This window comes from Neobacillus massiliamazoniensis (assembly GCF_001048695.1).
GTDB lineage: Bacteria > Bacillota > Bacilli > Bacillales > Cytobacillaceae > Neobacillus > Neobacillus massiliamazoniensis.
The window spans coordinates 881,443-905,344 of sequence record NZ_CVRB01000002.1 but is presented as its reverse complement, the minus strand read 5'-3'; the positions used below and the strand labels follow the sequence as shown (position 1 = coordinate 905,344).

The 23,902-nt window shown below is 40.6% G+C and carries 20 protein-coding genes; 2 read left to right on the top strand and 18 right to left on the bottom strand.

Annotation, left to right across the window (positions count from 1 at the left end; all coding sequences use genetic code 11):
* Window positions 1–67: 67 nt before the first annotated feature.
* From BN1082_RS12130 to BN1082_RS12090, 9 genes are all read right to left on the bottom strand, one after another.
* The gene (locus BN1082_RS12130; protein ID WP_090634648.1) at window positions 68–1,246 is read right to left on the bottom strand and encodes an ABC transporter substrate-binding protein; all 1,179 of its coding nucleotides are present in this window, start codon (window positions 1,244–1,246) and stop codon (window positions 68–70) included.
* Window positions 1,247–1,807: 561 nt separating this feature from the next.
* A complete protein-coding gene (locus tag BN1082_RS12125) occupies window positions 1,808–3,013 on the bottom strand; it encodes an MFS transporter (RefSeq protein WP_090634646.1) in 1,206 nt (401 codons plus the stop codon).
* A gap of 218 nt (window positions 3,014–3,231) precedes the next feature.
* The gene (locus BN1082_RS12120) at window positions 3,232–5,088 is read right to left on the bottom strand and encodes an ABC transporter ATP-binding protein (protein WP_090634645.1); all 1,857 of its coding nucleotides are present in this window, start codon (window positions 5,086–5,088) and stop codon (window positions 3,232–3,234) included.
* A complete protein-coding gene (locus BN1082_RS12115) occupies window positions 5,089–6,816 on the bottom strand; it encodes an ABC transporter ATP-binding protein (protein ID WP_090634642.1) in 1,728 nt (575 codons plus the stop codon).
* A gap of 140 nt (window positions 6,817–6,956) precedes the next feature.
* Complete coding sequence (locus BN1082_RS12110) at window positions 6,957–7,307, bottom strand: ASCH domain-containing protein (RefSeq protein ID WP_090634639.1); 351 nt, start codon at window positions 7,305–7,307, stop codon at window positions 6,957–6,959.
* Window positions 7,308–7,439: 132 nt separating this feature from the next.
* Window positions 7,440–8,237, bottom strand: coding sequence for an ABC transporter permease subunit (locus BN1082_RS12105; protein ID WP_090634637.1), 798 nt, complete (start codon window positions 8,235–8,237; stop codon window positions 7,440–7,442).
* Window positions 8,238–8,249: 12 nt separating this feature from the next.
* Window positions 8,250–9,047, bottom strand: a complete 798-nt coding sequence (locus BN1082_RS12100) for an ABC transporter permease subunit (protein ID WP_090634635.1) — start codon at window positions 9,045–9,047, stop codon at window positions 8,250–8,252.
* 3 nt (window positions 9,048–9,050) lie between these two features.
* Window positions 9,051–9,935 (bottom strand): ABC transporter ATP-binding protein, encoded by an 885-nt coding sequence (locus tag BN1082_RS12095; protein WP_090634633.1) that lies wholly within the window; start codon window positions 9,933–9,935, stop codon window positions 9,051–9,053.
* A complete protein-coding gene (locus BN1082_RS12090) occupies window positions 9,932–10,573 on the bottom strand; it encodes a TetR/AcrR family transcriptional regulator (RefSeq protein ID WP_090634631.1) in 642 nt (213 codons plus the stop codon). Before BN1082_RS12090 ends, BN1082_RS12095 begins: the two co-directional genes overlap by 4 nt.
* Window positions 10,574–10,735: 162 nt before the next feature.
* On the opposite strand from BN1082_RS12090, the gene BN1082_RS28180 reads away from it, so the two are divergent.
* Both BN1082_RS28180 and pepT read left to right on the top strand, forming a co-directional pair.
* Complete coding sequence (locus BN1082_RS28180; protein WP_342666652.1) at window positions 10,736–11,428, top strand: nuclease-related domain-containing protein; 693 nt, start codon at window positions 10,736–10,738, stop codon at window positions 11,426–11,428.
* A 579-nt stretch (window positions 11,429–12,007) separates the two neighbouring features.
* Complete coding sequence (gene pepT / locus BN1082_RS12080; RefSeq protein WP_090634629.1) at window positions 12,008–13,240, top strand: peptidase T; 1,233 nt, start codon at window positions 12,008–12,010, stop codon at window positions 13,238–13,240.
* Between the two features lie 250 nt (window positions 13,241–13,490).
* Here the strand turns inward: pepT and BN1082_RS12075 are convergent, their stop codons facing one another.
* The 9 genes from BN1082_RS12075 to queF all read right to left on the bottom strand — a co-directional run bounded on the left by BN1082_RS12075 (window position 13,491) and on the right by queF (window position 23,862).
* Window positions 13,491–14,492 carry a glycosyltransferase gene (locus tag BN1082_RS12075; RefSeq protein WP_090634627.1) on the bottom strand — a complete coding sequence of 334 codons (1,002 nt, stop codon included), beginning with the start codon at window positions 14,490–14,492 and terminating at the stop codon, window positions 13,491–13,493.
* A gap of 12 nt (window positions 14,493–14,504) precedes the next feature.
* Complete coding sequence (locus tag BN1082_RS12070; RefSeq protein ID WP_425412144.1) at window positions 14,505–16,130, bottom strand: FMN-binding glutamate synthase family protein; 1,626 nt, start codon at window positions 16,128–16,130, stop codon at window positions 14,505–14,507.
* 302 nt (window positions 16,131–16,432) lie between these two features.
* The gene (locus tag BN1082_RS12065; protein ID WP_090634623.1) at window positions 16,433–16,741 is read right to left on the bottom strand and encodes a hypothetical protein; all 309 of its coding nucleotides are present in this window, start codon (window positions 16,739–16,741) and stop codon (window positions 16,433–16,435) included.
* 19 nt (window positions 16,742–16,760) lie between these two features.
* A complete protein-coding gene (cuyB, locus tag BN1082_RS12060; protein ID WP_090634621.1) occupies window positions 16,761–17,486 on the bottom strand; it encodes a cysteate racemase in 726 nt (241 codons plus the stop codon).
* An 18-nt stretch (window positions 17,487–17,504) separates the two neighbouring features.
* The gene (asnB, locus tag BN1082_RS12055; protein ID WP_090634618.1) at window positions 17,505–19,352 is read right to left on the bottom strand and encodes an asparagine synthase (glutamine-hydrolyzing); all 1,848 of its coding nucleotides are present in this window, start codon (window positions 19,350–19,352) and stop codon (window positions 17,505–17,507) included.
* Window positions 19,353–19,379: 27 nt separating this feature from the next.
* Window positions 19,380–20,969 carry a Mur ligase family protein gene (locus BN1082_RS12050; protein ID WP_090634617.1) on the bottom strand — a complete coding sequence of 530 codons (1,590 nt, stop codon included), beginning with the start codon at window positions 20,967–20,969 and terminating at the stop codon, window positions 19,380–19,382.
* 39 nt (window positions 20,970–21,008) lie between these two features.
* Complete coding sequence (locus BN1082_RS12045; RefSeq protein ID WP_090634614.1) at window positions 21,009–22,181, bottom strand: carboxylate--amine ligase; 1,173 nt, start codon at window positions 22,179–22,181, stop codon at window positions 21,009–21,011.
* Window positions 22,182–22,709: 528 nt separating this feature from the next.
* Complete coding sequence (locus BN1082_RS12040) at window positions 22,710–23,345, bottom strand: queuosine precursor transporter (protein WP_090634612.1); 636 nt, start codon at window positions 23,343–23,345, stop codon at window positions 22,710–22,712.
* Window positions 23,346–23,361: 16 nt separating this feature from the next.
* Window positions 23,362–23,862: a preQ(1) synthase gene (gene queF, locus BN1082_RS12035; RefSeq protein ID WP_090634609.1), complete on the bottom strand. Its 501-nt coding sequence runs from the start codon at window positions 23,860–23,862 to the stop codon at window positions 23,362–23,364.
* Window positions 23,863–23,902 lie beyond the last annotated feature (40 nt).

The window sequence follows — 23,902 nt, the reverse complement described above, 5'->3', positions numbered from 1 at the left end:
TTTTCTACGGGCTTACATGAGAATAGGGAGACAAAAATGCTCCCTATTCATTTGAGTGCTATAAAATTTAAGGGCTAACCTTTGTTTTAAATGTTTGTTCGCCATTTTTGTATTCAAGAATAACAGCGGATTTAATTGGATCATGGTTTTTATCAAGCTTCATATTTCCAGTTACAAGATCAAGTCCATTCGTCTCAGCAAGTGCTTTTTCAATTTTCTGCGGGTCGCTTGAACCGGCACGCTTGATAGCATCTGCCAGGAAGAAAGCTGAATCATAACCTAATGCGTTGAAAGCATCAGGAGACTTGCCGTTATATTTAGCTTTGAACGCTTTAACAAAGTCTTGAACCTTGCTATCGGTATCACCAGAAGAATAGTGGTTAGTAATAAACGTATTGTTCAATGCATCTTTACCAGCAATTTCTACAAGTTTAGGAGAATCCCAGCCATCAGCACCCATCATTGGAACATTCAATCCTAATTCACGAGCTTGCTTAACAATTAAGCCAACTTCTTCATAGTATCCAGGAATGAAGACAAAATCAGGGTTTTCAGCCTTAATGCGAGTTAAGATAGCGTGAAAGTCTGTATCCTTTGCTACATAGGCTGCATCTGGTATTAATGTTCCGCCATTTTTCTTAAAATCAGTCTTAAAGGAAGCCGCAAGACCTTTTGAATAGTCACTCGAGCTGTCAACCAAAACAGCAGCTTTCTTGACCTTTAATTCTTTTGAGGCAAAGTTTGCAGCAACCGTACCTTGGAATGGGTCAATGAAGCAGGTACGGAATACATAATCATTTAATTTGCCATCCTTAAAGGTAACCGTAGGATTTGTCCCGGTTGGTGTCAGCAATGGAACTTTGTTTCCTTGTGCTACTTGGACCTGTGCCAAAGTATCAGTACTTGTTGCCGCACCAATGATGGCAGCAACTTTATCTTGGCTGATTAGCTTAATAGCACCATTTGTTGCCTCTGCTGCATCTGATTTATTGTCCACTTCTACGAGTTGAAGTTTGCTTCCGTTAATACCTTTTTTATTAATTTCATCTAGCGCTAGATTGATTCCTTCCTTGATAGATTGGCCGTAAGAAGCCACCCCACCGGAAAGCTCAAGGTTTGCCCCAATCTTAATTGTGCCGCTGCCCTTTTCAGTAGTTCCGCTAGTAGTTGATGAACCACAGCCTGCCATTAATCCTCCTGCCACTATCATGGACATAAGGATCCCCGCCCATTTTTTCTTTCTCATAATTTACCCCCCAGTATTAAAATTTTTACTAGAATTCTCACCGATAATTTCTATTATTTCTAATAACAATAATATTCTGAAAATATTGTAACCAATTATTTCAGGTTCGTCTAGTATTTTCTTGACTATTTTAAAATAATTTAGAAAAGACTGACTATTTTTAACCAAACTAACTTTAATAAGCTTTATATAATACTAAGTACAAATTAATATTTTTTCAAAATTAAATACAAGTCTCGTAAACAAAGACCAGATGCTAGACAATTCTAAAGAGAAATTTTCTCAAAAAAAGAGGGTGTCCCAAAAGTATTAACTTTTAGGAGCACCCCCTTTATTAATGGTCTGTTAAACTTTGTCTGTTGATTTCCGCTCCAGGCGCTCGCTTTCCGCGGGCGGTACGGGGAGCCTCCTCGGCGCTATTGCGCCTGCGGGGTCTCCCCTGCCCCGTACTCCCGCAGGAGTCGAGCGCCTTCCGCTCCAATCAACATAACGGAAAAATTATCATGAACTTTGTAAATATGTGGTGCCTATCACCTTTTGGGACAGCCTCTTCGTATAAAATTAAGCCAATTCTCTTTTCTTCGTTTCTTTTCCCAAAAATAAGACAGCAAACGCTGCAATCAAGATCGAAATACAGAAGATCGAAAAAATACTGGAAATCGGCATTTTTTGTGTTACCCAATACCCAACCAATAACGGGCCAAGTACTCCACCAATCCGCCCAAAGGAAGCCGCCAACCCGCTTCCTGTACCACGGATGATGGTCGGATATTGTTCCGGCGTATAGGCATACAGGCCGCCCCATGCCCCTAGATTAAAAAATGACAACAAAATCCCTGAACCGATTAATAGTGCGGTTGAATTGGCTGTACCAAAGAAATAGGCACTGATAGCCGTCCCTACTAAATAAACAACTAGAACGAATTTCCGACCGAATTTCTCGATGAACCATGCTGCTGTAAAATACCCCGGCAATTGAGCAAGGGTCATGATCAAGACGTATTCAAAGCTTTTAATTAAACTGAAGCCTTTCATCACCATCACGCTAGGGAGCCAAAGGAACATGCCGTAGTAAGAAAAGACGACACCAAACCAAACAATCCAAAGCATAATTGTTTGGCGTCTATACTCTTTCGACCAGCATTTTGCTAATCCGGTTAAAGAAGAGATGGTTTTCTTTCCCTTAACGGCAGCAAAACGAGGTGAATCTGGTAAACCGAGACGTAAATATAAAGCATATAAAGCTGGAATCGCACTTAATATCAAGGCAATTTTCCAGCCATATTTAGGAATAATAAAGTAAGAAATAACGGCTGAAATCAGCCAGCCCACTGCCCAAAAACTTTCAAGCAGGACGACCACTCTTCCCCGTCTTTCGACAGGAACACTTTCTGAGACAAGTGTCGAAGCAACCGGAAGCTCTCCTCCTAATCCCATTCCAATAAAAAATCTGAACACTAAAAAGACGGTTAAGGTTGTTGTGAAGGCGGCAGCACCACTTCCAAGCGAAAATAATAATAAGGTAAGGATGAAAACATTTTTTCGACCGATCCGGTCTGCCATCAAACCAAACACTAACGCTCCAACTGCCATTCCAATAGAATTGACGCTGCCAATCCAGCCCATTTGATCCGGAGATAAATTCCACTCTACTTTTAATGCGGCAATGATGAAGGAAAGCATCCCTACATCCATCGCGTCAAACATCCAGCCCATCCCGGCAATCCCAAGTAATTTCCGGTTCGATATTTCCTTCTGATTGTCCATATAAACCCCCTGTATCAGCATTTGATTAGTATCTCTATTCAGTTCGATTTGTACTTTACTAAACAATTGTATTTTAACAAGTGTCTTTACACTTGTCACCAAAAAAGAGAGATTGTAATTTTCTCAATCTCTCTTTCTATTATTATTAGCGAATCCATGCTGTTATGAGTCGATTTTCGTGTTTCCAGCAAATTGTGACATCCTCATGTGATCTTTATTTAATCCAAAGCACCTTCCACATTTTTGAATTGGTTGAAGAACATATTGTAGTATCGACCGTGTTGATTCATTAAAGCTTCGTGACTTCCGCTTTCGATGATTTGTCCATTATCAATTACCATAATCGTATCCGCATCACGAATTGTATTTAAGCGGTGAGCAATAATAAAGCTCGTGCGATTCTCCATAAGCGTTAACAACGCTTCCTGAATATGAATCTCTGTTCGGGTATCAATGCTACTTGTCGCTTCATCCAAAATCAACAGTGATGGTTTGGCAAGAATAACCCTGGCAATGGCCAGTAGCTGGCGCTGACCCTGACTTAAATTTCCACCATTTTCCGACAAAACGGTTTCATATTGATTTGGCAGCCTTTTAATAAAAGGATCGGCATTCGCCATTTTTGCCGCTGTTTCCACCTCTACATCTGTGGCATCCGGCTTTCCGTATTTAATATTTTCCTTGATGGTTCCAGAGAATAGGTACGTATCCTGAAGGACAAAACCAAAGCATTTTCTCAAGGAATCCCTTGTATATTCTCTTATATCACGGCCATCGAGCAGGATTCTTCCGCCTGTAACATCGTAAAACCTGGTTAAAATATTGACAATCGTCGTTTTTCCGGCTCCGGTTGGACCAACTAATGCGGTGCTGGAACCAACCGGAGCTTCGAAGCTGACATCCTTCAATATTGGTACATCCGCTCGATACCCAAAGCTGACATGATCAAAAACCACATGACCTTTTGGATGATCGAGAGGTATAGCGTTCGGCAAATCTTCAGGTTCTTCCTGTTCATCCAAAATTTCAAAGACACGCTCAGCCCCAGCGATCCCTGATTGCAGGACATTAAAAATATTCGCAAGGTCATTGATCGGTCTAACAAATTGCCTAGAATAGGTGATAAAGCTTGCGATGGCTCCGACAGTAATGATATTTTTCACCGCGAGAATCCCACCAATAACGGCGACAAGCGTAAAGCCAAGGTTATTGATGACATTCATCATCGGCATCAAAAAACCTGACCAGATTTGTGCTCTCAAACCAACATCGCGAAGTTTTTTATTCACCGCTTCGAACTCTTCAATGACTTTATCCTCGTGATTAAACGCCTTCACTATTTCAATACCAGAAATGGTTTCCTCAATATGCCCATTTAATTTTCCAAGCTGTACCTGCTGATCTTTAAACAAGACACTTGTTCTTTTAGCAATCGTACGGGTGAGTAAAAAGACAAGCGGTACGGTAACTAAACTTGCTACTGTTAAAATTGGGCTTAAAATAATCATCATCACAAGCGACCCGATTATGACAATTAGACCTGACATTAACTGCGTGGTTGATTGGGAGATCGTATTGCTCACATTGTCGACATCGTTTGTCAGTCTGCTCATGAGGTCCCCGTGGGCTCGTGTATCAAAAAAGGACACAGGTAGCTTTTGCAGCTTTTTAAATAAAGAAGCTCTTAAGTTCCTCACAATCCGTTGGGATACTCCCGCCATCAGCCAGCCTTGTAAAAAGGTGAGAATGGCATCGGATACGTAGGCGACGGCAAGGATCACAATCGTCATTTCAAGAAAGTTAAAATTGACTTTTCCCGTATGCAATCCCATCGAATCAACTGCTTTCCCGATTAAATAAGGAGAAAGAAGGGTGATGGCCGAATCGACAAGAATTAAAGCAAAGATAAAGGAAAGCATTTTCCTTTCCTTGCCAAAGTAATCCCAAAGCCTACTTAATGTGCCTTTCAAGTTTTTCGGTTTGACTACAGGTCCCCTAAATCGATGAGCTCCGCCAGGTCTCCCAATAGTAGGTGGCATCGGGGGGGTTGGCCTGTTTTCTGTTTCCTTCGCCATTTACAGCACCTCCTTACCCATCTGGGAATGGAAGATTTCTTGATACACTCTACATTCCTGCATTAATTCATCGTGCCGGCCAATCCCCACAATCTCGCCTTGATCCATCACGACGATTTTATCAGCATCAATAATAGAGGTTATGCGCTGGGCAATTAACAGACAGGTAAGCCCTTTTGCATATTTTTTGAGCCCTTCCTTTATTTTTGCTTCAGTGGTAACATCGACGGCGCTTGTACTATCATCTAAGATTAAAATTTCTGGATTTTTCACCAATGCCCTTGCAATGGAAATCCGCTGCTTTTGACCGCCGGAAAAATTAACTCCGCCTTGGCCGATCGCTGTATGATAGCCTTCAGGTGATGCTGCAATAAAATCATGTGCCCCGGCAATTGATGCTGCCATCTCAACCTCCGCGTCGGTGGCATCGTCTTTCCCCCAGCAAATATTCTCCTTGACCGACCCTGAGAAGAGAATGTTTTTTTGAGGAACAATCGCAATTTTCTCACGTAATTTTTTCGGGTTGATATTGCGAATATCTTCCCCATCCACCTTAATTGTGCCGCTCGTTACATCATAAAAGCGGGGAATGAGCCCGACAAGCGTACTTTTCCCCGACCCAGTGGAGCCGATGATTCCAATCGTTTCCCCAGGTAGACAGGTCAGATTGGCATTTTTTAAAACTGGCTCGCCGGCCGCTCCTTCATAGGAAAAGCGGACATTTTCAAAGTCAATTCTCCCTTTCTCAGTAGGAGAGAATAAGGCTTCATTTTTCCACGTGATCGTTTCTGTCTGCTTAAATACTTCGCCAATTCTTCCAGCTGACGCTCTTGCTCTGACAAACATATTAAATACCATGGAAATCATCATTAAGGAAAATAATATTTGCGTCATATAATTAATAAATGCAATGATATGCCCGACTTGAATATGCCCGGAATTTACCCCTAAACCGCCTATCCAAAGAACCACCACAATGCCAAGGTTTACCGTAAGCATTATGGAAGGGCTGAATATGGACATGAGGCGATTCGCGGTCATCGCCTGGTTTTTTAACTGATCATTTGCTGCTTTAAATTTGTCCACCTCAACATCAAAGCGGTTAAAGGCTTTGACAACTCGGACTCCGGACAAATATTCCCTCATGACCCCATTCACACGGTCGAGCGCCTTTTGTACCTTTGCAAAAAGAGGAAAGCCTAATCTCATATTAAAAACGATTAGCCCAGCCACAATTGGTACCACTACCGCCAATACGACAGCCAACTGGAGATTTAATCTCGTTGCCATGATTAAACCGCCAATCGCTAAGAGGGGCGACTTTACAAAAATGCGCATTAATCCATTTACGAATACCTGCACTTGGGTGACATCGTTTGTCAGCCTTGTTATCAGTGAGGCACGGTCGAATTTATCAATATTTTTAAAGGAAAGTGATTGGATCTTTTTGAACAAATCTGACCTTAATCCCGTGCCGAATTTTTGGGAAACAGTGCTGGCGACAACGCTTCTTGTTGAAGCAGATATTGCTCCAAAAAACGTAATCAACAGCATAAGTCCCCCCATTTTCAGCACATAATGAATATCCTTTTGGACGACACCAATATCAATAATTTTCGACATAATGGTTGGCTGTAATAAATCGCAAATGGCCTCAAAGGTGAGAAATAAAACAGCGATGCTAAAAGATTTCCAATACTGTCTAACATATTTACCTAAAAACTCCATTCACTCTTCACTCCAAGCTTGTTAGGAAATCTTTTTTGATAAGATTATTATAATTTCCTTTCCTTCGATTCTCAAAATATTTATACTTACTCAAAATAAAAAGAGGATGCCCCATAACAAAGGGACATCCTCTTTTTGTTTTAAGCTTCTACCGGACTGAATTCGTGGACCCAAACTCGCATTTGTGGCAGCCACGGCATTCCTGGATGCATGGAAAGGATAGATTGCTTATAGTCTTCAACTGTCTCGAAGCCCTCGCGGCGTGCATCCGCATCTGTTAATTCACCTAGGCTTTGTGAGTACACGTTATCAACGACAAACTGACGACCTTCTAGGGTCATGATTTCCCCCGCATCCGCGTATCTTCCATTTCTGCGGGTAGCAGTTTTTTCTCCGGAAAGAACCTTTTCTACATCCTCTTTCACTGTTACAAGGCGCTCAATCGAGCAAGTTTTCGGCGGTAGTCCATTAGTTTGATTTTGTTCTGTCATAATCTCTCCTCCTTTGGTTTTTTTATTTTACCACATAGGCAGTGTGTTTATCTTCTATAACGTCTCCGATTATCCCCTAAAATAATCCATTCATATTAAAAAAGAGGCATTTCCCGGGGAAATGCCTTTTTTTTAAACGTTTAAGTCTCTTTTTCTATAAAATACATAGGTTGCGCTTATCATGGCGACTATCACCACTACTGATATTGTGACATAAACCGGATCAAGGGCTCTATCAATCAATACGGTTTTCGCTTCATAAAACTTAAAAGGGGTAATATACTTTAAATTTTCAAGTTTACTATTAAGGTCAATCGCAATGGATAAAATAAACATCACTAATAGGATTGCGGTTCCCAGTGATGCTGCCTGTTTTGGTTTACGACTGACGGCAGCAAGCCATGAACCTAAAGCAGCGAAAATTAACTGCCCCAAAAACATACCAACCATTAAAAGGTAAATATCATTAATTGACTCACCTGGTTTAATATAATACTTAACCATCGAAACAGATAAAACAAGGGTAACGAGATTAAAAATAACTAGGTTAACAAGCACCGCTAACAGCTTTGAGGTGACAATCTGCGTTCGCGAAATTGGTTTTACCATTAAAAACTCCGTTGTTTTATCCCGTTCCTCTTTAGCAATGATATTAGCTCCGAGCATAAGGGCATGTATCGCTGCCATCAAAAGTAGGTAAATAAAGAGCATGCCATAAAAGCCGGTTACTGTTGACAAGTCCAGTTTTCCCATTCCCATAATTGCCTGCAGTGACTTCGGCAATTGCGACATCAGTTCACTCATCGATTGACCGCTTCCAGAAAAAGCCTTGAATTTGGCAATGCCAGCAACAATCATAAAAAGGATTCCAAAGCACCAGATGATTAACGATTTCCGGTTTGCCTTCATTTCCCGTAAAAATAAATTCATTGACCACACCTCCTACACCGAATGAATGTCTTTTTTGCTATAAACCACATAGCTTGCAGCGATGGCCACGCAAATAAATATGATTTCGATAATGATATAGGTGGTTTCATAGCTATTATGTTTGATAATATAGCCAGTTTCGTAATAATCAAATGGTGTTAGGTAGCGCATAGTCTTCTCACCAATAGCAGTACCCAACATATTTAATATATAAAATCCAAACACAGTACCGAGTGAAATCGTGAGAACCGATTTGATTTTTGGTACAACAACGGAAATGATTACCCCGAGTGCCAGGAACATGAGTTCAACGAAAAACGCAGTTAAAGAAATCAACAATACAGTATTCATATCGAACGATTTTTCACTCACCGCTTTCACCGTAATGCTAGCGGCAATGACTACAATAATATTCGTAATGACTAGTGAAGTAAATGCCGAAAGCAGCTTTGCGGTGACAATTTGTTGCCTTGTAACAGGCTTTGTTAACAAGAAATCGGCCGTTTTTTCGCGAACTTCCTTTGATAAAATCGAGGTTCCTAAATTCATAGCCTGAATCGAGCCAATCAAAATGACATACGTAAAGGCATAAGAATAATAGCCTACCAAGGAAGCAATGGAATCAATGGAGATCCCTAATGCTTTCCTCACTCCTTCAGGATAGTTTTCAAGTATCTTTTTAAATCCTTCCGCATCCTTTGATATAGCAGGAAACAGAGACATGAAAAAGATGATTAATGCCACCAATGAAAGCGTCCAAATAATCGTTGATTTCCGATTTACCTTTAGTTCATGGAGAAAAATATTCATGGCTTACTTCTCCTTTTCATAATAGTGCATGAAGATTTCCTCTAGGTCTGGTTCCTCAATCCAAAGGTTCATCAGCTCGACTTCCGACAGTTTTTTCATGATGATATTGATGTTGCCGCTATAGAGGAAACTTACATGATGATCCTTCACTTCCATATTGGTCACACCTGCCAGATTGAAAAAGCCTTTCTCAATCGGTGACTTTGTTTCGAGCTTAAATCGCTTATGATTATTTTCCTTTAACGTGCTAATCTTTTCGACCTTCACGATCTGCCCTTCTTTAATGATGGCGACGCGGTCACACATCTTCTGAACCTCACTGAGGATGTGGGAGGAAAATAGAATCGTCGTACCTTTTTTGTTTTCTTCTTTTAACAAATCAAAGAATTTCTGCTGCATGAGCGGGTCGAGACCGCTCGTTGGTTCATCAAGGATGATCAGCTTTGGATTATGAAGCAGTCCTTGAACGATGCCGACCTTCTTTTTATTCCCAAACGACAAATCATCAATTTTTTTATTAAGATCAAGGTCCATTATTTCAGCCAATTCCTTGATTCGCTTGCTGCAATCTTTTTTATAAAAGCTCGCAGAGTATTTCAATAAATCTTTAACTCTCATGTTGTCATAGTAGAAGACTTCCGATGGCAAATAACCGATTTCTTTTTTAATTTCGGGTGCGAACTTCACCGTGTCTTTGCCGAAAATCGTGGCGCTTCCGCTCGTTGGATAAATGAGCGATAAAAGGGTTCGAATGGTCGTCGACTTTCCGGCGCCGTTCGGACCGATGAAGCCAAAAATCTCTCCTTCTTCAACATGAAAGCTGATATTAGAAATCCCTCTTGCCTTTCCGTAAGTCTTTGTAAGATTTTTAATTTCAATTACATTCATCGCGACAATCCCCCTTCTTTATAGAAAGCTTTCGTTAAAATCTCAAAATATTCTTCTACGATCAACTGGATTTTTTCATAATCAAATTCGTGTGAAGGAGATAGCTTTGCTTTCTGAATCTCATCTTCACCGATTTTTTCAAATATCCAGGTGATAATCTTTAGGATTTTCTTGAGGTCCATATCGCCTCTAAATTTGGAAATATCAATACCTTCGTACACTTTGCCAATATTGATATCACTCATTTCTTTAATCTTCTTCTCTAACTCTGCCTTAATTTCAGGTGAGTTTTCTAAATAAGCCTCTTGAACAAATTTAAAAATGTCGGGATATTTGTGCAATAATTCCACTTTAATAATCACGGCTTGGCGCATTCTTTCAAAAAAATCTTTTTCTACAAAGTCCATTTTTTTATAAAATTCTTCGGTAATAGCATCAATACAATGATCAAACAAAAATAAATACAGCTGCTTCTTGTTTTGGAAATAATGAAATAACAATCCTTTGGAAATCTCCGCTTCTTTGACTATTTCATTAGTCGACGCCTTATCAAATCCTTTCTGGGCAAATTCCTTCATAGCCGCATTAATGATTCGATCTTGTTTTTCCATATCTAAGTTGAGAAATTTTGAAAACATGCTGGCAGCCCCTTTCTTAAATTTGTTGACCACTCTAGTCAATGCCATTGTAACTCCATTGACCCGTGTGGTCAATGGGCTGCGAGAATTTTTTTTTACAAAAATATGAAATTGTAAAGTAGTTTTTTGGGGATATGCTATGATTCATTTAGGAGGTGACGAATCATTACTATCATTAAAAATAGAGATCCATCATTAACTTCAGAAGGTTTACTTTCTGCTCAAAGTCGATTATCTGCAGGTCACCCGATTCTCCCGATATTAGCGGCTAAGCAAGCGTCAGTTGAGGCTGGTATTGGAGGGGAGGAACGAGTCGCAGACATATTACGAAAGCACCCTCTTCCATTTGAAAACCACATTTTCCATGATTTTTCTCCCTCTTCAGATGAAAAATTTCAAATGGACACCTTTTGTTTGACACCTTGGTATGGTGTCATATTGGAGGTAAAAAATATCGCCGGCGTCCTGGAATTCAAGGGCAATCCTCCTCAGTTAATCCGAACAAGAGAGGACGGGCATCACGATGGTTTTGAAAGCCCTGTCGTCCAATTGGAACGAAATCGAGAATTATTGAATGACTGGCTAAGAAGCCGTAACATCCATATTCCAATTTACGGTGCCGTTGTTCTCGCCTATCCGAAGCAAATTGTTTCTATCCCACCCGCGAAAACGAAACTCTTATTCCCAAGCTTAATTCCTCCATTTATTAAAAGCATCCCACAACAAGCAAAAAAGTTGGATCAAGAGACTTTCCATTGGCTTTCATCTGAGCTTCTTAACCACCATCAGATTTTCATTCCAAAACCAATTTGCGAGACCTATCAAATTCCCTTCAGCGATTTTCAAATAGGGTAAGGTGTGAAGTGTGCGACAGAATCGGAATGATTAAGTTTGCTAGAACCTGGTATTGTCCGAAATGTAAGACGTATAATCACTTGGCGCATCAAAAAACCTTATTTGAGTAGTTTTTGATTTTTAATAGGACCATAACGAATAGGGAATGCCGTGATATTTTGCAGATTGATGATATTCAAGTCGCCAAACGTATTTTACAAAGCATGAATTGGCCAAGCCAAGGGACATATCGAAACCGGACATATATAATGGACTTCAGTCAATACATGGAAAGACTTATTTTGCGACAGTAATTAAGCTCTATCCGACAGTATTGCTGCCTTATGCGACAGTTATCGTGGTCTGCGACAGTAATCCTTGCTTATCCGACAGTTACGTAGCTTTATCCGACAGTATTGCTGCCTTATGCGACAGTAATCCTTGCTTATCCGACAGTAACTCATGCTCTTACGACATTTATGTTTCTCTATCCGACAGTAAACTCTTTCACCGCTAACGATTTTATTAAAAACGTGTAACCGCTCTCTCAGAGTGATATGATAAAAAGGATATACATACAAAAAGGGAGTTGTGGTGAAGTTGAAAAACGAATTAATTAAAAGATTTACCTCCTATGTAAAAGTAGACACGCAATCCGATGAAAGCAGCGAGACCTGTCCGTCCACAGAAGGGCAGTGGACACTGTTACGGATGCTCGTCGATGAGTTAAAATCGATCGGAATGGAGGAAGTCACCATCGATGAGAATGGCTATTGTATGGCGACACTACCTTCTAATACAGAGAAGGATGTGCCGACGATTGGTTTCTTAGCCCATGTTGACACGGCAACAGATTTCACTGGGAAAGGCGTGAACCCACAAATCCATGAAAATTACGATGGCGGCGAGATTGTATTAAACGACGCATTGAAGGTGATCATGTCACCGAATGCCTTCCCTAATCTTTCAGAATATAAAGGCCATACGCTGATTACAACGGACGGAACAACCCTGCTTGGGGCTGATAACAAAGCCGGAGTTACGGAAATTATGACCGCAATGGCTTATTTGATTCAGCATCCAGAAATTAAGCACGGTAAGGTCCGCGTTGCGTTCACACCTGATGAGGAAATTGGCAGGGGACCACATAAGTTTGACGTTGCAGCCTTTAATGCGAAGTTTGCCTATACCGTTGACGGCGGGCCGCTGGGGGAATTGGAGTACGAAAGCTTTAATGCGGCTGGAGCGAAAATCACCATTAAAGGCACCAATATTCACCCTGGTTCCGCAAAAAACAAAATGGTGAACTCAGCAAAAATTGCTATGGAGCTGAACAGCAGGCTGCCATTATTTGAAGCGCCAGAGCATACAGAAGGGTACGAGGGCTTTTATCATTTAATCTCTTTTAACGGAGATGTGGAAGAAACGAAGCTGTCCTATATCATCAGAGATTTTGACCGAGAAAATTTCAATGCCCGTAAAGCCAACATGACGAAAATTGTTCAAGAATTACAAGAAAAATATGGCGAAGACAGCATTCTGCTTGAATTAAAAGACCAATACTACAACATGAGAGAGAAAATTGAACCTGTGAAGGAAATTGTTGATATTGCACATCAGGCTATGGAGAATTTGGACATTACGCCGATCATCAAACCGATTCGTGGCGGCACGGACGGTTCACAGCTTTCTTACATGGGTCTGCCGACACCAAATATTTTTACCGGCGGCGAAAACTTCCACGGAAAATATGAATTCATTTCCGTCGATAATATGGTGAAAGCTACCCAAACAGTAGTAGAAATTGCCAAGCTTTTTGAAGAAAGAGCGTAAAAAAGTGAAAGACTAACCCGAAAATGCGGGTTAGTCTTTTTTAAATAGGCAAAATCGCTATTTCAATGAAATAAATTCCCATTAAACGTCGTTTATCAGCAAAAAATGATACACTATCCGCGGATTTGGCCGTTCTATCCACGAATTTATGCGTTCTATCCGCGATTCTAACCGCTCTATCCGCGAATTTCACTATTCTATCCGCGAATCCACAAACTGCGTATTTACGACATCTCCCGAAAAGATCCTACTATTTAGACAGCCACTTATCAAAAAACTCTGCATAGCCTTGCTTCATGACTTTACTCGAGAATTTTTCAAAAGCATAGTCGCGGTTCTCATAGGAAACTCGCTGAGGCGAGGAGAGGGCCATATTGACGAGCTCAAACCAATTTTTCTCGTTGCCGGAAAAGGAATGGGTTGAGCTGATGTGACCGTAGCACGGATGCTCCGGCTTGACGACGATTTTTCCCATTGCTAGCGCTTCGGTGAGCGGCATCGCAAAGGTGTCGAACTTCGAGCAGCTCCAATACACCTTAGCGCTATTCATCAGCGCGAAAATTTCATCCTGTGTTAAGGCAAACTGCAGTTTCACATTGTCAGGAATCGAATACTTTTTCATGCTTTCCCTGTAGCGCTCGCCGCCGAAGACCATATATACTTCCTTATCTGGATTCCTGCGGGCGTACTCCAAAACGAGGTCGGGCCTGCGGTTTTCTTCATCCCTGCCAATCCATAGCACGCGGTTATCAACAACTTGTAAAGGGTCAAAATGTTTGGCAGCAAGGGCTTCATTAAAGCCAATCGGAATCACGGTGACATCGGTAATCCCAAAGTTTCTGGCAAATTCCCGTTTCAAAAATTCCGTTTGCACAATCGCTTTATCAACAATGGAATAGAACGGCTTCATCATTTCGTAACCGGTCAAGGCCGGGTCAGGGAAGCTGTGCGGAAACAGGACACTATTTTTAAGAAACATTTTTAAAAAAGTAAAACCGGAAACGGTATATATGACATGATCAATTTTTTCAGCATAAATTTTATCTAATACAATATCGTAATTGACTAAATCGCCTTTTTCATGCTCATAGCCGGCGATCCAGTCATGGCCGCTTACATGGCGCTCAGGAGAAATAAAGACGATGTCTACCCCTAATTCTGCTGCAATCCTCTTAAGTCTTTCGGCAAACACACGCGGTCCCTGTGCTTCCGTAAATTGAATCTTACGCATGACTAATCCAACTTTTTTCAACTAAACACCTTCTTATCCTACTTGTGAATCCTCTTTTGCATCGAGCAGATGTCTTTTTGGCATGTCTACAGCATCTGGAAGAGGAAATATCTCAGATAGCCTTTTCACCTGACCGTTGGCATCTTTAAAGACGATGTGGTCGCGGGTGAATTTTCGCGGTGTATCAAGGCCGCATGCCGCCGCAAGGGCAAACAAGCCTTGACGCACATTAATAATATAGTTCATGACGCGCCATTTCTTTTCCTCCGGCACCAGGGCTTCCTGGTATTTCGGATCGGTCGTCGTTACGCCGGCCGGGCATTTCCCAGTATGACACTGCATCGCCATGATGCAGCCATTGGCAATCATAAAGCCCCGGGCAGAGTTGACCGCATCGGCACCAATGCCAAGTGCAATCGCAATTTTATCTGCAGAAATCAATTTTCCTGAGGCAAAAATTTTCAATTTATCACGCACACCGAACTGATGGGCTTTATCTACAACAGCCACTAAAGCAGGATAAAGTGGAAGCCCCATGCTGTCTGCCATTGATTTAAACGTAGCACCGGTGCCGCCCTCACCACCATCCACCGTAATAAAATCAGGGTAAATGCGGAGAAGGTTCATCGCCTCGAAAAATTCATCTAGATTTGTATGATAGCCGACAACTAGCTTGATGCCAACCGGCTTGCCGCCTTCATCCTGCAAGGTTTTTATAAACTGTAATGTCTCGATTGAATTCCGCAAAAATGGAAAACGGTTTGGTGAATTGATCGTTTGCCCGACGCGGACCTTACGAATACCAGCTACCTTTGGAGTCACCTTCGAACCTTCCAGGTGGCCGCCGCGAATTTTTGCCCCTTGTCCAAACTTCAGTTCGAATGCTTTTACATTCGGCTCTTCCGCTTTCCGTCTAAATTCTTCAAGTGAAAAATTCCCGTCATCATCGCGGTAACCAAACAACCCCGGTCCAATTTGAGCCACGACATCGGCACCGCTCTCTAAATGCTCTGGGGCAATTCCGCCTTCCCCTGTATTGATCCAGGAGCCGCCTGCCATCTTGCTTCCTTGACCTGTGGAAAGAATATAATGTTCACCTACAGCTCCATAGGAGGTTGCCGAGGCACCGAAAGGACCGCGCAGTCGCCACGGAGATTTCCGTTCCGAGCCAACAATGATGGCATCATCCTCGTGAAAAAGCCATCGTGTGACTTCATCTTTTTCAAAATGCTCCTTGCGGGTAAACAACCCTTCATGATCAATTTTATATTTCATCGCATGAATTTTTTCCTGATTGTCTACTTTTAATTCATCATTTAATAGGGGAAATAGGCCGTTTGCAATATAATAACCGGGCTGTTCAAAATCACGCTTAGAGCCAAAGCTTAGCAGGTCACTGCGATATTTGGCCGAAAAGACAATCCCTAAAAAGTCAGCGCGAGAAAAGGGCTTGCTTTCGTTATCCCCATCAAACCAATACTGGCGAAACTCGGGACCCATTTTTTCTAAAAAGTAGCGCACCCAGCCTAAATACGGATGGGCCCGAATAATCGAATGCTGCGGTTTTTTTGCTAAAAAATGGAGCCACAAAAGTAAGCAAAGCGGACCGACAATAAACACAACTAAAAGAATGATCAATATCGTCATTAACAATCTCATTTCCCCCAATCCTGTCTCCCAGAAAACCTATATATTGGAAATATTTTAATTTTAACACAATGGGAAAATTGTTTGTAAAAAAATCACCTAGCAATATTGCTAAGTGATTTTTTAAAACTATGGCTCTGTTAAACTAGACTGTTGATTTCCGCTCTAGTGGCGGTTCGGGAGCCTCCTCGGCGCTTGCGCCTGCGGGGTCTCCCTTGACCCGTTTTTCCCATAGGAGTCGAGCGCCTTCCGCTCCAATCAACATAGTGGCAAAATCAACAATGTTCTTTAACATAGCCAAAACTATAAAAACGTTATGCTAATTTCGTTAACGAATTTTTTAACCGTTCAAGCTCAAGCTTTAAGCGGAGGTTTTCTAAGTGAAGTTCACTTGACTTAGAGGACTTTTCCACTTTTTCGATTGGAGTAGATAGACTGACCTCATACCAACACTTTCCATCTGAAGCTTCCGTTGCGAAACATTTTTTCACGTTTAGCTTTGGATACTTTTTCTGAACAAATTCTACTTCTTCGTTTGATAAACGTAACTCTCGCGTGTACATTCCATCTCCAAAAGAATTAACCAGAAATTCTTCAAATTTTTCCAATTGGTTTAGTATCAACTTTATCCCTCCAATCCTTTTAAACTTTGAGGAGTTGTTTCACCTTTTTTCCAGATAAAAGAATCGATTTCTCGACAAGAACATCCATGGCATCGATACTGTACTTAGCAACATCATCACTTAATTTAATACAAGATAATTCGGTGCAGGCCAAAATCACACATTTACAATTTTGCTCAAAAATAAGATCTTTTATGATGCCTTCTAGCTTATTATTCGAGCCGACCTCCAAATCACCTTTTACATCATTATAAATGATATCCATGACTCTGTCCTGTACATCTGGTTCGGGAAAATATGGCTCTAAGTTATATTTATGACAGCTATTCTTATATATTCCACTGCGTCGTGTTCCATTTGTCGCCAGGATGCCAACCTTGCTGTCAGCCCCGTACTTTAAATAAATGGCTTTAATCGTCTCATCCACCATATTGATGATGGGAACGTCTGTCAACGCCTGCATTTGCTCATAAAAATAGTGGGCCGTATTACAGGTTAAGGCGATATTAGCAACACCTGATGCTTCTAAAAGCTTAATATCTTTTCCAATTACCTTTATAAAAGCCTCTTCTTGATGATCCAAAATCGACATCGTTCGATCAGGTAATGAGGCATGATTGAGAATAATCATGTCAATATGGTCCTGATCGCAATTCGACTCGGTATTTTGGATTACTTTTTCAAAAAATACCGATGTCGCCTTTGGTCCCATCCCGCCTAATACACCTAAGGTTTTATTTTCCATTTGATAACCTTCTTTAATTTATAATTCCACAAAGAACTTTTTATACCAAACTAAGAAAACATAAACCGTCCAAATATAACGGGCATAGTTGTGTTGACCGGTGTAATGTTCATTAAGGTATCTTTCAAGCTCATCTGTGTTAAAGAACTCTTTCGCCAGATCGGACGTGAACATTTCTTTGACAAGATTGTAGTACTTTTCTTCCTTCAGCCAGTGGCGCATAGGTACAGGGAAACCGACCTTTTCGCGGTTAGCCCATTCATCCGGAAGCACTTCTTTGGATGCCTGTCTTAACGCATACTTCGTGTCGATGTCATTTACCCTTAAATTCCCAGGAATTTCACCTGCCATGGCCATGACTTCTTTATCTAAAAATGGAACCCGTAATTCAATGGAGTGGGCCATACTCATTTTATCCGCTTTTAACAGGATATCACCTGGCAACCAGAGGTGAAGGTCAAGATATTGCATTTTCGTAATATCATCCTTGCCCTGGATGTTGTCATATACCTTTTTCGTAATGTCGCCAACAGATGGGCCTTTTTTATATTCATCGCGAAGCACATTTAAAGCATCACTTTCTTCAAATACCTTAGCTTGTCCGATGAACTTCTCCTCAATCCTTTGACCGCCCTTCACAAGGAAGTTGGTAATCTTGTTTTGCGGCAATGACTTACAAAGGTTGGAGAGCGAATGGCGAATGCCGAACGGGATCTTTTCATATTTCTCTAGGTTTGCTGATTTCTGATACCAGACATAGCCACCGAAAATTTCATCGGCTCCTTCGCCGGATAAGACAACCGTCACATGCTTGCTAGCTAACTGTGCTAAAAAGTATAACGGTACCGATGATAGGTTTGATTGCGGCTCATCCATATGGTACTGAATCGTTGGCAGCATGTCGAAGCACTGGTCAGCATTGACGAGCTCTTTATAATTTTCGATGTCAAGGATTTCAGATAATTCCCCTGCTAAATTCGTTTCATTAAAGATTCCCTCATAGTCCTTAAAGCCGACTGAGAAAGTTTTATTTGGCATTAGCAATGCGGTAATATAGCTGGAATCGATCCCGCCGGATAAAAAGCTGCCTACCTTCACATCGCTGATTTTATGATAGGCAACTGATTCCCGCAGCGTGTCTTTGATTTTTTCCTTGTAATACTCAAGGGAATTTTCTTTTTCATTATAATCAACATCCCAATACCGCTTGATGTCTAATTTGCCGTTTTGATAGATCATATAATGACCTGGTTTTAGCTTGTAGACACCTTTAAAAAAGGTTTCATCCATAACGGAATATTGGAAGGTTAAATAAGGCTTCAATGCATCCTTGTTTAACTCTTTTTTAAACGCCGGCTGCTTTAAGAATGACTTGATTTCCGAACCAAAAATCAGTGAGTTATCAGTTGTATTCTGCGTATAATAGAGCGGCTTAATTCCGAAAAAGTCTCTCGCGAAGAACATCTTATCGTTTTTCATATCCCAAATTGCAAAGGCAAACATCCCTCTGACCTTTTGCAAGATGTCGACGCCATACTCTTCATAGCCGTGAACAATTACTTCACTATCAGAATGACATTTAAAAATATGCCCCTTATTCTTTAGGTCTTCACGGATTTCTTGAAAGTTGTAAATTTCTCCGTTAAAAACCAAGACTATGCTTTTATCTTCATTGTACATCGGCTGACTGCCTTCATCGGATAAATCGATGATGCTAAGGCGTCTAAAGCCCAATGCCACCCGGTCATCCGTAAAGAAGTCCCCGGAATCGGGACCTCTATGTATGATCGTATCCATCATATCGTTAATCGTTTTTACTTTATCGATATCTATCTTAGAATCTGCAAAACCTACAAAGCCGCACATTGTTTTTAATCACCTTTAGTCCTTCTATTATGATTTTTGAAGGGTTTCTTTCAATACCCATTCCTTATAATCTTTTGTAACACCACAAACTCGATCCAAAAGCGGATGGAAAAGCTTTTCTACCGGAATTTCCGGCTTTCTTTCGTGTAATTGAAGTAAAGCAACCTCACCGCCGAAATCCATCCCTTGGCAGCCTGCTAATAATACTAAGTCGCCTGTCTCTACATTGTCCAATCCATGACTAATCGCATCAGACAGTTCATCATACAGATTCACTTTAATCCCTGCTTCAGCCATTACCTCTAAAAAGACTCGTTCCTCTTCGTCACTTACCCAATCCTTAGATGTTACATGAGAAATGCTCTTCGTAGCAATGACCTCATTCAAGCCAAGCTTTGATGCCCATTCGACAATCATTTCGGCATTTTCCCGATTGACGGTAGGACCCCTATCACCGCGAATTGCATATACTAAATGGAGATTTTTATAGGTCATATAGTTTAACGTTTGTAATGTCACGTTGATATTCCCAGCATTGGCGAAATGGTCGTCAATGATTTTAAAATCATCTTCATAAATAAATTGGAATCGTCTCTCCACACCTACAAATGATGAGAGTGTTTTTTGAATCGTCGACTCCGAAACACCGCATATTAACCCAATTGTGATGGCAACCATCGAATTATAGACAGAGTGTAATCCTGGGACGGACAGCTCGACAGCAAACTCGCTTGGTACAAATTCTCGTCCATTCACTTCAAAAGGCTTTAAAATCTCAACTGTAAACCTTCCTCGCCCTGTCGTCAAATCTAAATTTTTACAGTAAATATGCCCTTGCTTGCTCTCTAAGCCAAAAGTGATGACTTGAGCTTTTGTTTCATTTATTAGGGAAGCAGAGTAAGAGTCATCTAGGTTCAGAATGGCCACACTGTGTTCGCTAGCATTGCGAATTAAGCTTGATTTTGCCTCAAAGTATTGTTCAAATGAACTGTGGAAATCAATGTGCTCCCGACTGATATTATTTAAGGTCACAATATCGTAATCAATTGTTTCAACACGATGGGTTTCTATGGCAGCAGAGGAAACCTCCATGCTGACATGAGATACGCCCTTATCAACCATTTTCTTTAAATAATATTGTAAATCGAGAGACTCGGGTGTCGTTAAATCCGCCGGAATCGACTCGTCGTCCATTTTAACGGAAACTGTACCAATCATCCCTGTTTTAAGGCCGTGATTTTCTAAAATCGCATTGGTCATAAATGTCGTCGTTGTTTTCCCGTTTGTTGCCGTAATGCCAATCATTTTCACTTTTTTCGCTGGATGATCATAAAAAGCATCGCCTAAACGTGCCAAGGCAATTCGGGCATTTTCCACTAGGTATTGCGGGATGTCGATTCCTTCTTGGAATTCTTCAACAATTGCCGCTACCGCTCCGTTTTCTACCGCTTGAGGAAGGTATTTATGTCCATCGGTTTTATATCCTCTAACACAAACAAAAAGCTGACCATTCGAGACATTTCCTGAATGATAGGAGATACCGCTAATATTTAATTCCTGATCATTAAATGCTTGCTTGATTTCAATTGCATCCAGTAATTCGCTTAATCTAACCATTCTTACAACCTCGTTTCCTTTTTGTTAAAATAGACAATCTTATTTCTTCCTAAGCTTTCCAGATAGTAGTTTCAAATATGAAAAAGCTGGTTTTGGGTCCTTCCAATTCCAAATAGCATAAGCCTTTGGCTTAAAGTAAGATTTCAAGACTTGAGAATAGGAAAGCTGACCTGTTCTTACATAATCTCTTACTGCCAACATATCTTCAAAGCCATACCAGAAAACTCTGCCTGTATCTTCTTTGACGGATTTTGGAGGCAAAGGGTTACCGGTCATTTCCATATAAGTAATGTAAGGAAAATTAATCCCTACTTTAAATAACAAGTTGTTAAGGTTCGTGATCCTTGCATTGATTTCAATTAAATAAAATTTTCCTGTTTCGGCGTCTTTTTTGAATTCAATTTCACCAAAGCCTTTATAGCCAATCTCTTCTAAAAATTTGGCGCCAATTTCATAAAGCTCAGGGACATATTTTTGCCCCGTGTAAACAGAGGCGCCAAAATTAATCGGAAATTGGCGAAACTTTTGACAGGTTAACCAATGAGTGACCTTTGAATCTTGATTTAAATAGGCGTCAAAAGTATACATATGATCATCAAATCCCGGTATAATCCGCTGGACAATCACTTCTTCGTTTGCCTGTTTTGCTTTTGCCAACGCTTCTTCTAATTCTTGTTTATTATGAACCTCAAAGATTTTCCGTCTGAATTTCGCCATGAACGACGGTGAGTCTATCGGCTTAACGATACACGGATACTTAACAATGGTTTCAATTTTTTCGAAAAAATTCTCTTCATTTAAGCGAACCGTTTCCGGTACTAAGACACCATGGTCAACTGCTAACTGGTGCAGCGCTTCTTTATCCATCACCCTCGACCAAAGGCCTTGGTTCGTTTGCGGAATTAAGTAGTATTTCTTTAATTCATTTAAATGTTCATCAATAACTTCTACATAAGAATCATGGCAGGGTATAAGAACCGGCGGCACGCTTTGTTTGCTGCCATAATCCTTCAGAAAATCGATAAATTCCTGTTTCTTCTCTTTATAATGAGGGGCAATGATTCGTTCAGATGTATATTTAGAATCTGCTCCATAATTGTCTTTATCTGAATAGTCCACTGCAACTGTGTGGATTCCATGAATTCCTAAGCACCGAATCGTACTTAAACCTATATAATAATTGCATCCTAATATAACAGCTTTGTTTTTCATAAAATTCTATCGGACCTCTCTATATCAATATATAGATATTGACACTAAATAACGGGTAGGGCAAGTGCTAGATGACTGATTTTCATTATGGGTAACAATAAGTTTTATCCATTTATGTAAAAAGACTCATCACCCTTTAGAATCAACCTTTTAAGTTATTCCATATAGTATGATTATATACCTCATTCCACAGAAATAAAATTAATCTGAATTGTCATTTTTAGGACAAATTAAAACAGGCTGACCGGAATATTTGTGGTCAGCCTGTTTATATTTTTGCATTGTTAAACTTGCCTGTTTATTTGCGCTCCAGAAGCGAGCATCCGCGGGCGTTCCGGGGAGCCTCCTCGGCACTTAAGCGCCTGTGGGGTCTCCCGCAGGACGTTGAATCAGCATCCTTGAATCAACACCGTACCTAGGAAATGCGATAGCATTTTCGAGGATCTCGCGCCTTCCGCTCCAATCAACATAGTGTCAAAAATCAACAATGACCTTTAACACATCCTTATTTTTTATACGATAAGTATATTATTTCGAGCTTGAAAATTGTCCCGCTCCAGGTTCAATTCTTCTTATCAGGTGGACAAGTAGATAAACAATCGGAGTATTTACAATGGACGCTAGGACTTTAAAAATATATTGAGTGAGAATTAAACTGCCTAAGACGGCAATAGGCATTGTCCCATAAAAGGCTATGGTGATGAAAATAACGGTATCCGTTAATTGGCTTAGCATGGTCGAGGCATTATTACGCAGCCATAGCTTTTTTTGCCCATGGATGGATTTTAATTTATTAAATACGAAAACATCGAGATTTTGACTTACACCATAAGAGATTAGACTTGCCAGAATCACTCGAAAACTGCCGTTTAAAATGGTCTCAAACGCCACTTGATCTTTAAATACAGGAGCTGATGGCAGATGGATGGTAATGGTAATAAAGAGTAAGGCAAGGATTTGCGTAATCAAGCCCGCCTGCACCGTTCTCTGTCCTTCTTTTTTCCCATAAGCCTCAACTATGACATCAACGATTGGATAAGTAAAAATATAAATAATCACAGCGGCTGGAAGAATGGCCAAATTTCCAATGCTGAAAAGCTTAACAGTCACAATATTTGCCAAAATCAACAAGCCGACAAAAATTCCATTTAAATATAAAAGCATCTGTTTGTTCCTTCTCTTAGCGATTATCCACTTTTTCAGGATAGAGGTCATGATTCATTAAACGGAAATGAGCCATTTCCTCATACTTTGTGCCCGGTTTCCCATAGTTGCACCATGGATCAATGGAAATCCCGCCCCTTGGTGTGAATTTACCCCAAACTTCGATGTAGCGAGGGTCCAACAATTTAATTAAATCGTTCATGATGATATTGACGCAATCCTCATGGAAATCGCCATGATTACGGAAACTGAACAAATATAATTTCAGTGATTTGCTCTCAACGATTTTTTGATTAGGGATGTACGAAATGTACATCGTGGCAAAGTCAGGCTGCCTTGTTAATGGACACAGGCTGGTGAACTCCGGACAATTAAATTTCACGAAATAATCTCGTTCAGGGTGAAGATTATCGACTGCCTCTAGTACCTCTGGTGCATATTCAAATGAATATTGAGTATGTTGATTACCTAATAATGTTAAATCCGTTAGACCTTCTTCTTGTTTACGGCCGGACATAAAAAAAACCTCCTTGAAATATGTCTCCACCACTTTTCCA

What these genes read in the sequence shown, in the direction of transcription:
- queF (WP_090634609.1), bottom strand. Translation starts at nt 23,862, where the DNA reads ATGTCCGGCCGTAAACAAGAAGAAGGTCTAACGGATTTAACATTATTA.
- BN1082_RS12045 (WP_090634614.1), bottom strand. Translation starts at nt 22,181, where the DNA reads ATGAAAAACAAAGCTGTTATATTAGGATGCAATTATTATATAGGTTTA.
- BN1082_RS12040 (WP_090634612.1), bottom strand. Translation starts at nt 23,345, where the DNA reads ATGCTTTTATATTTAAATGGAATTTTTGTCGGCTTGTTGATTTTGGCA.
- BN1082_RS12050 (WP_090634617.1), bottom strand. Translation starts at nt 20,969, where the DNA reads ATGGTTAGATTAAGCGAATTACTGGATGCAATTGAAATCAAGCAAGCA.
- BN1082_RS12115 (WP_090634642.1), bottom strand. Translation starts at nt 6,816, where the DNA reads ATGGAGTTTTTAGGTAAATATGTTAGACAGTATTGGAAATCTTTTAGC.
- BN1082_RS12105 (WP_090634637.1), bottom strand. Translation starts at nt 8,237, where the DNA reads ATGAATTTATTTTTACGGGAAATGAAGGCAAACCGGAAATCGTTAATC.
- BN1082_RS12130 (WP_090634648.1), bottom strand. Translation starts at nt 1,246, where the DNA reads ATGAGAAAGAAAAAATGGGCGGGGATCCTTATGTCCATGATAGTGGCA.
- BN1082_RS12110 (WP_090634639.1), bottom strand. Translation starts at nt 7,307, where the DNA reads ATGACAGAACAAAATCAAACTAATGGACTACCGCCGAAAACTTGCTCG.
- BN1082_RS12095 (WP_090634633.1), bottom strand. Translation starts at nt 9,935, where the DNA reads ATGAATGTAATTGAAATTAAAAATCTTACAAAGACTTACGGAAAGGCA.
- cuyB (WP_090634621.1), bottom strand. Translation starts at nt 17,486, where the DNA reads ATGGAAAATAAAACCTTAGGTGTATTAGGCGGGATGGGACCAAAGGCG.
- BN1082_RS12090 (WP_090634631.1), bottom strand. Translation starts at nt 10,573, where the DNA reads ATGTTTTCAAAATTTCTCAACTTAGATATGGAAAAACAAGATCGAATC.
- asnB (WP_090634618.1), bottom strand. Translation starts at nt 19,352, where the DNA reads ATGTGCGGCTTTGTAGGTTTTGCAGATTCTAAGATAGATATCGATAAA.
- BN1082_RS12120 (WP_090634645.1), bottom strand. Translation starts at nt 5,088, where the DNA reads ATGGCGAAGGAAACAGAAAACAGGCCAACCCCCCCGATGCCACCTACT.
- BN1082_RS12070 (WP_425412144.1), bottom strand. Translation starts at nt 16,130, where the DNA reads ATGAGATTGTTAATGACGATATTGATCATTCTTTTAGTTGTGTTTATT.
- BN1082_RS12100 (WP_090634635.1), bottom strand. Translation starts at nt 9,047, where the DNA reads ATGAATATTTTTCTCCATGAACTAAAGGTAAATCGGAAATCAACGATT.
- BN1082_RS12125 (WP_090634646.1), bottom strand. Translation starts at nt 3,013, where the DNA reads ATGGACAATCAGAAGGAAATATCGAACCGGAAATTACTTGGGATTGCC.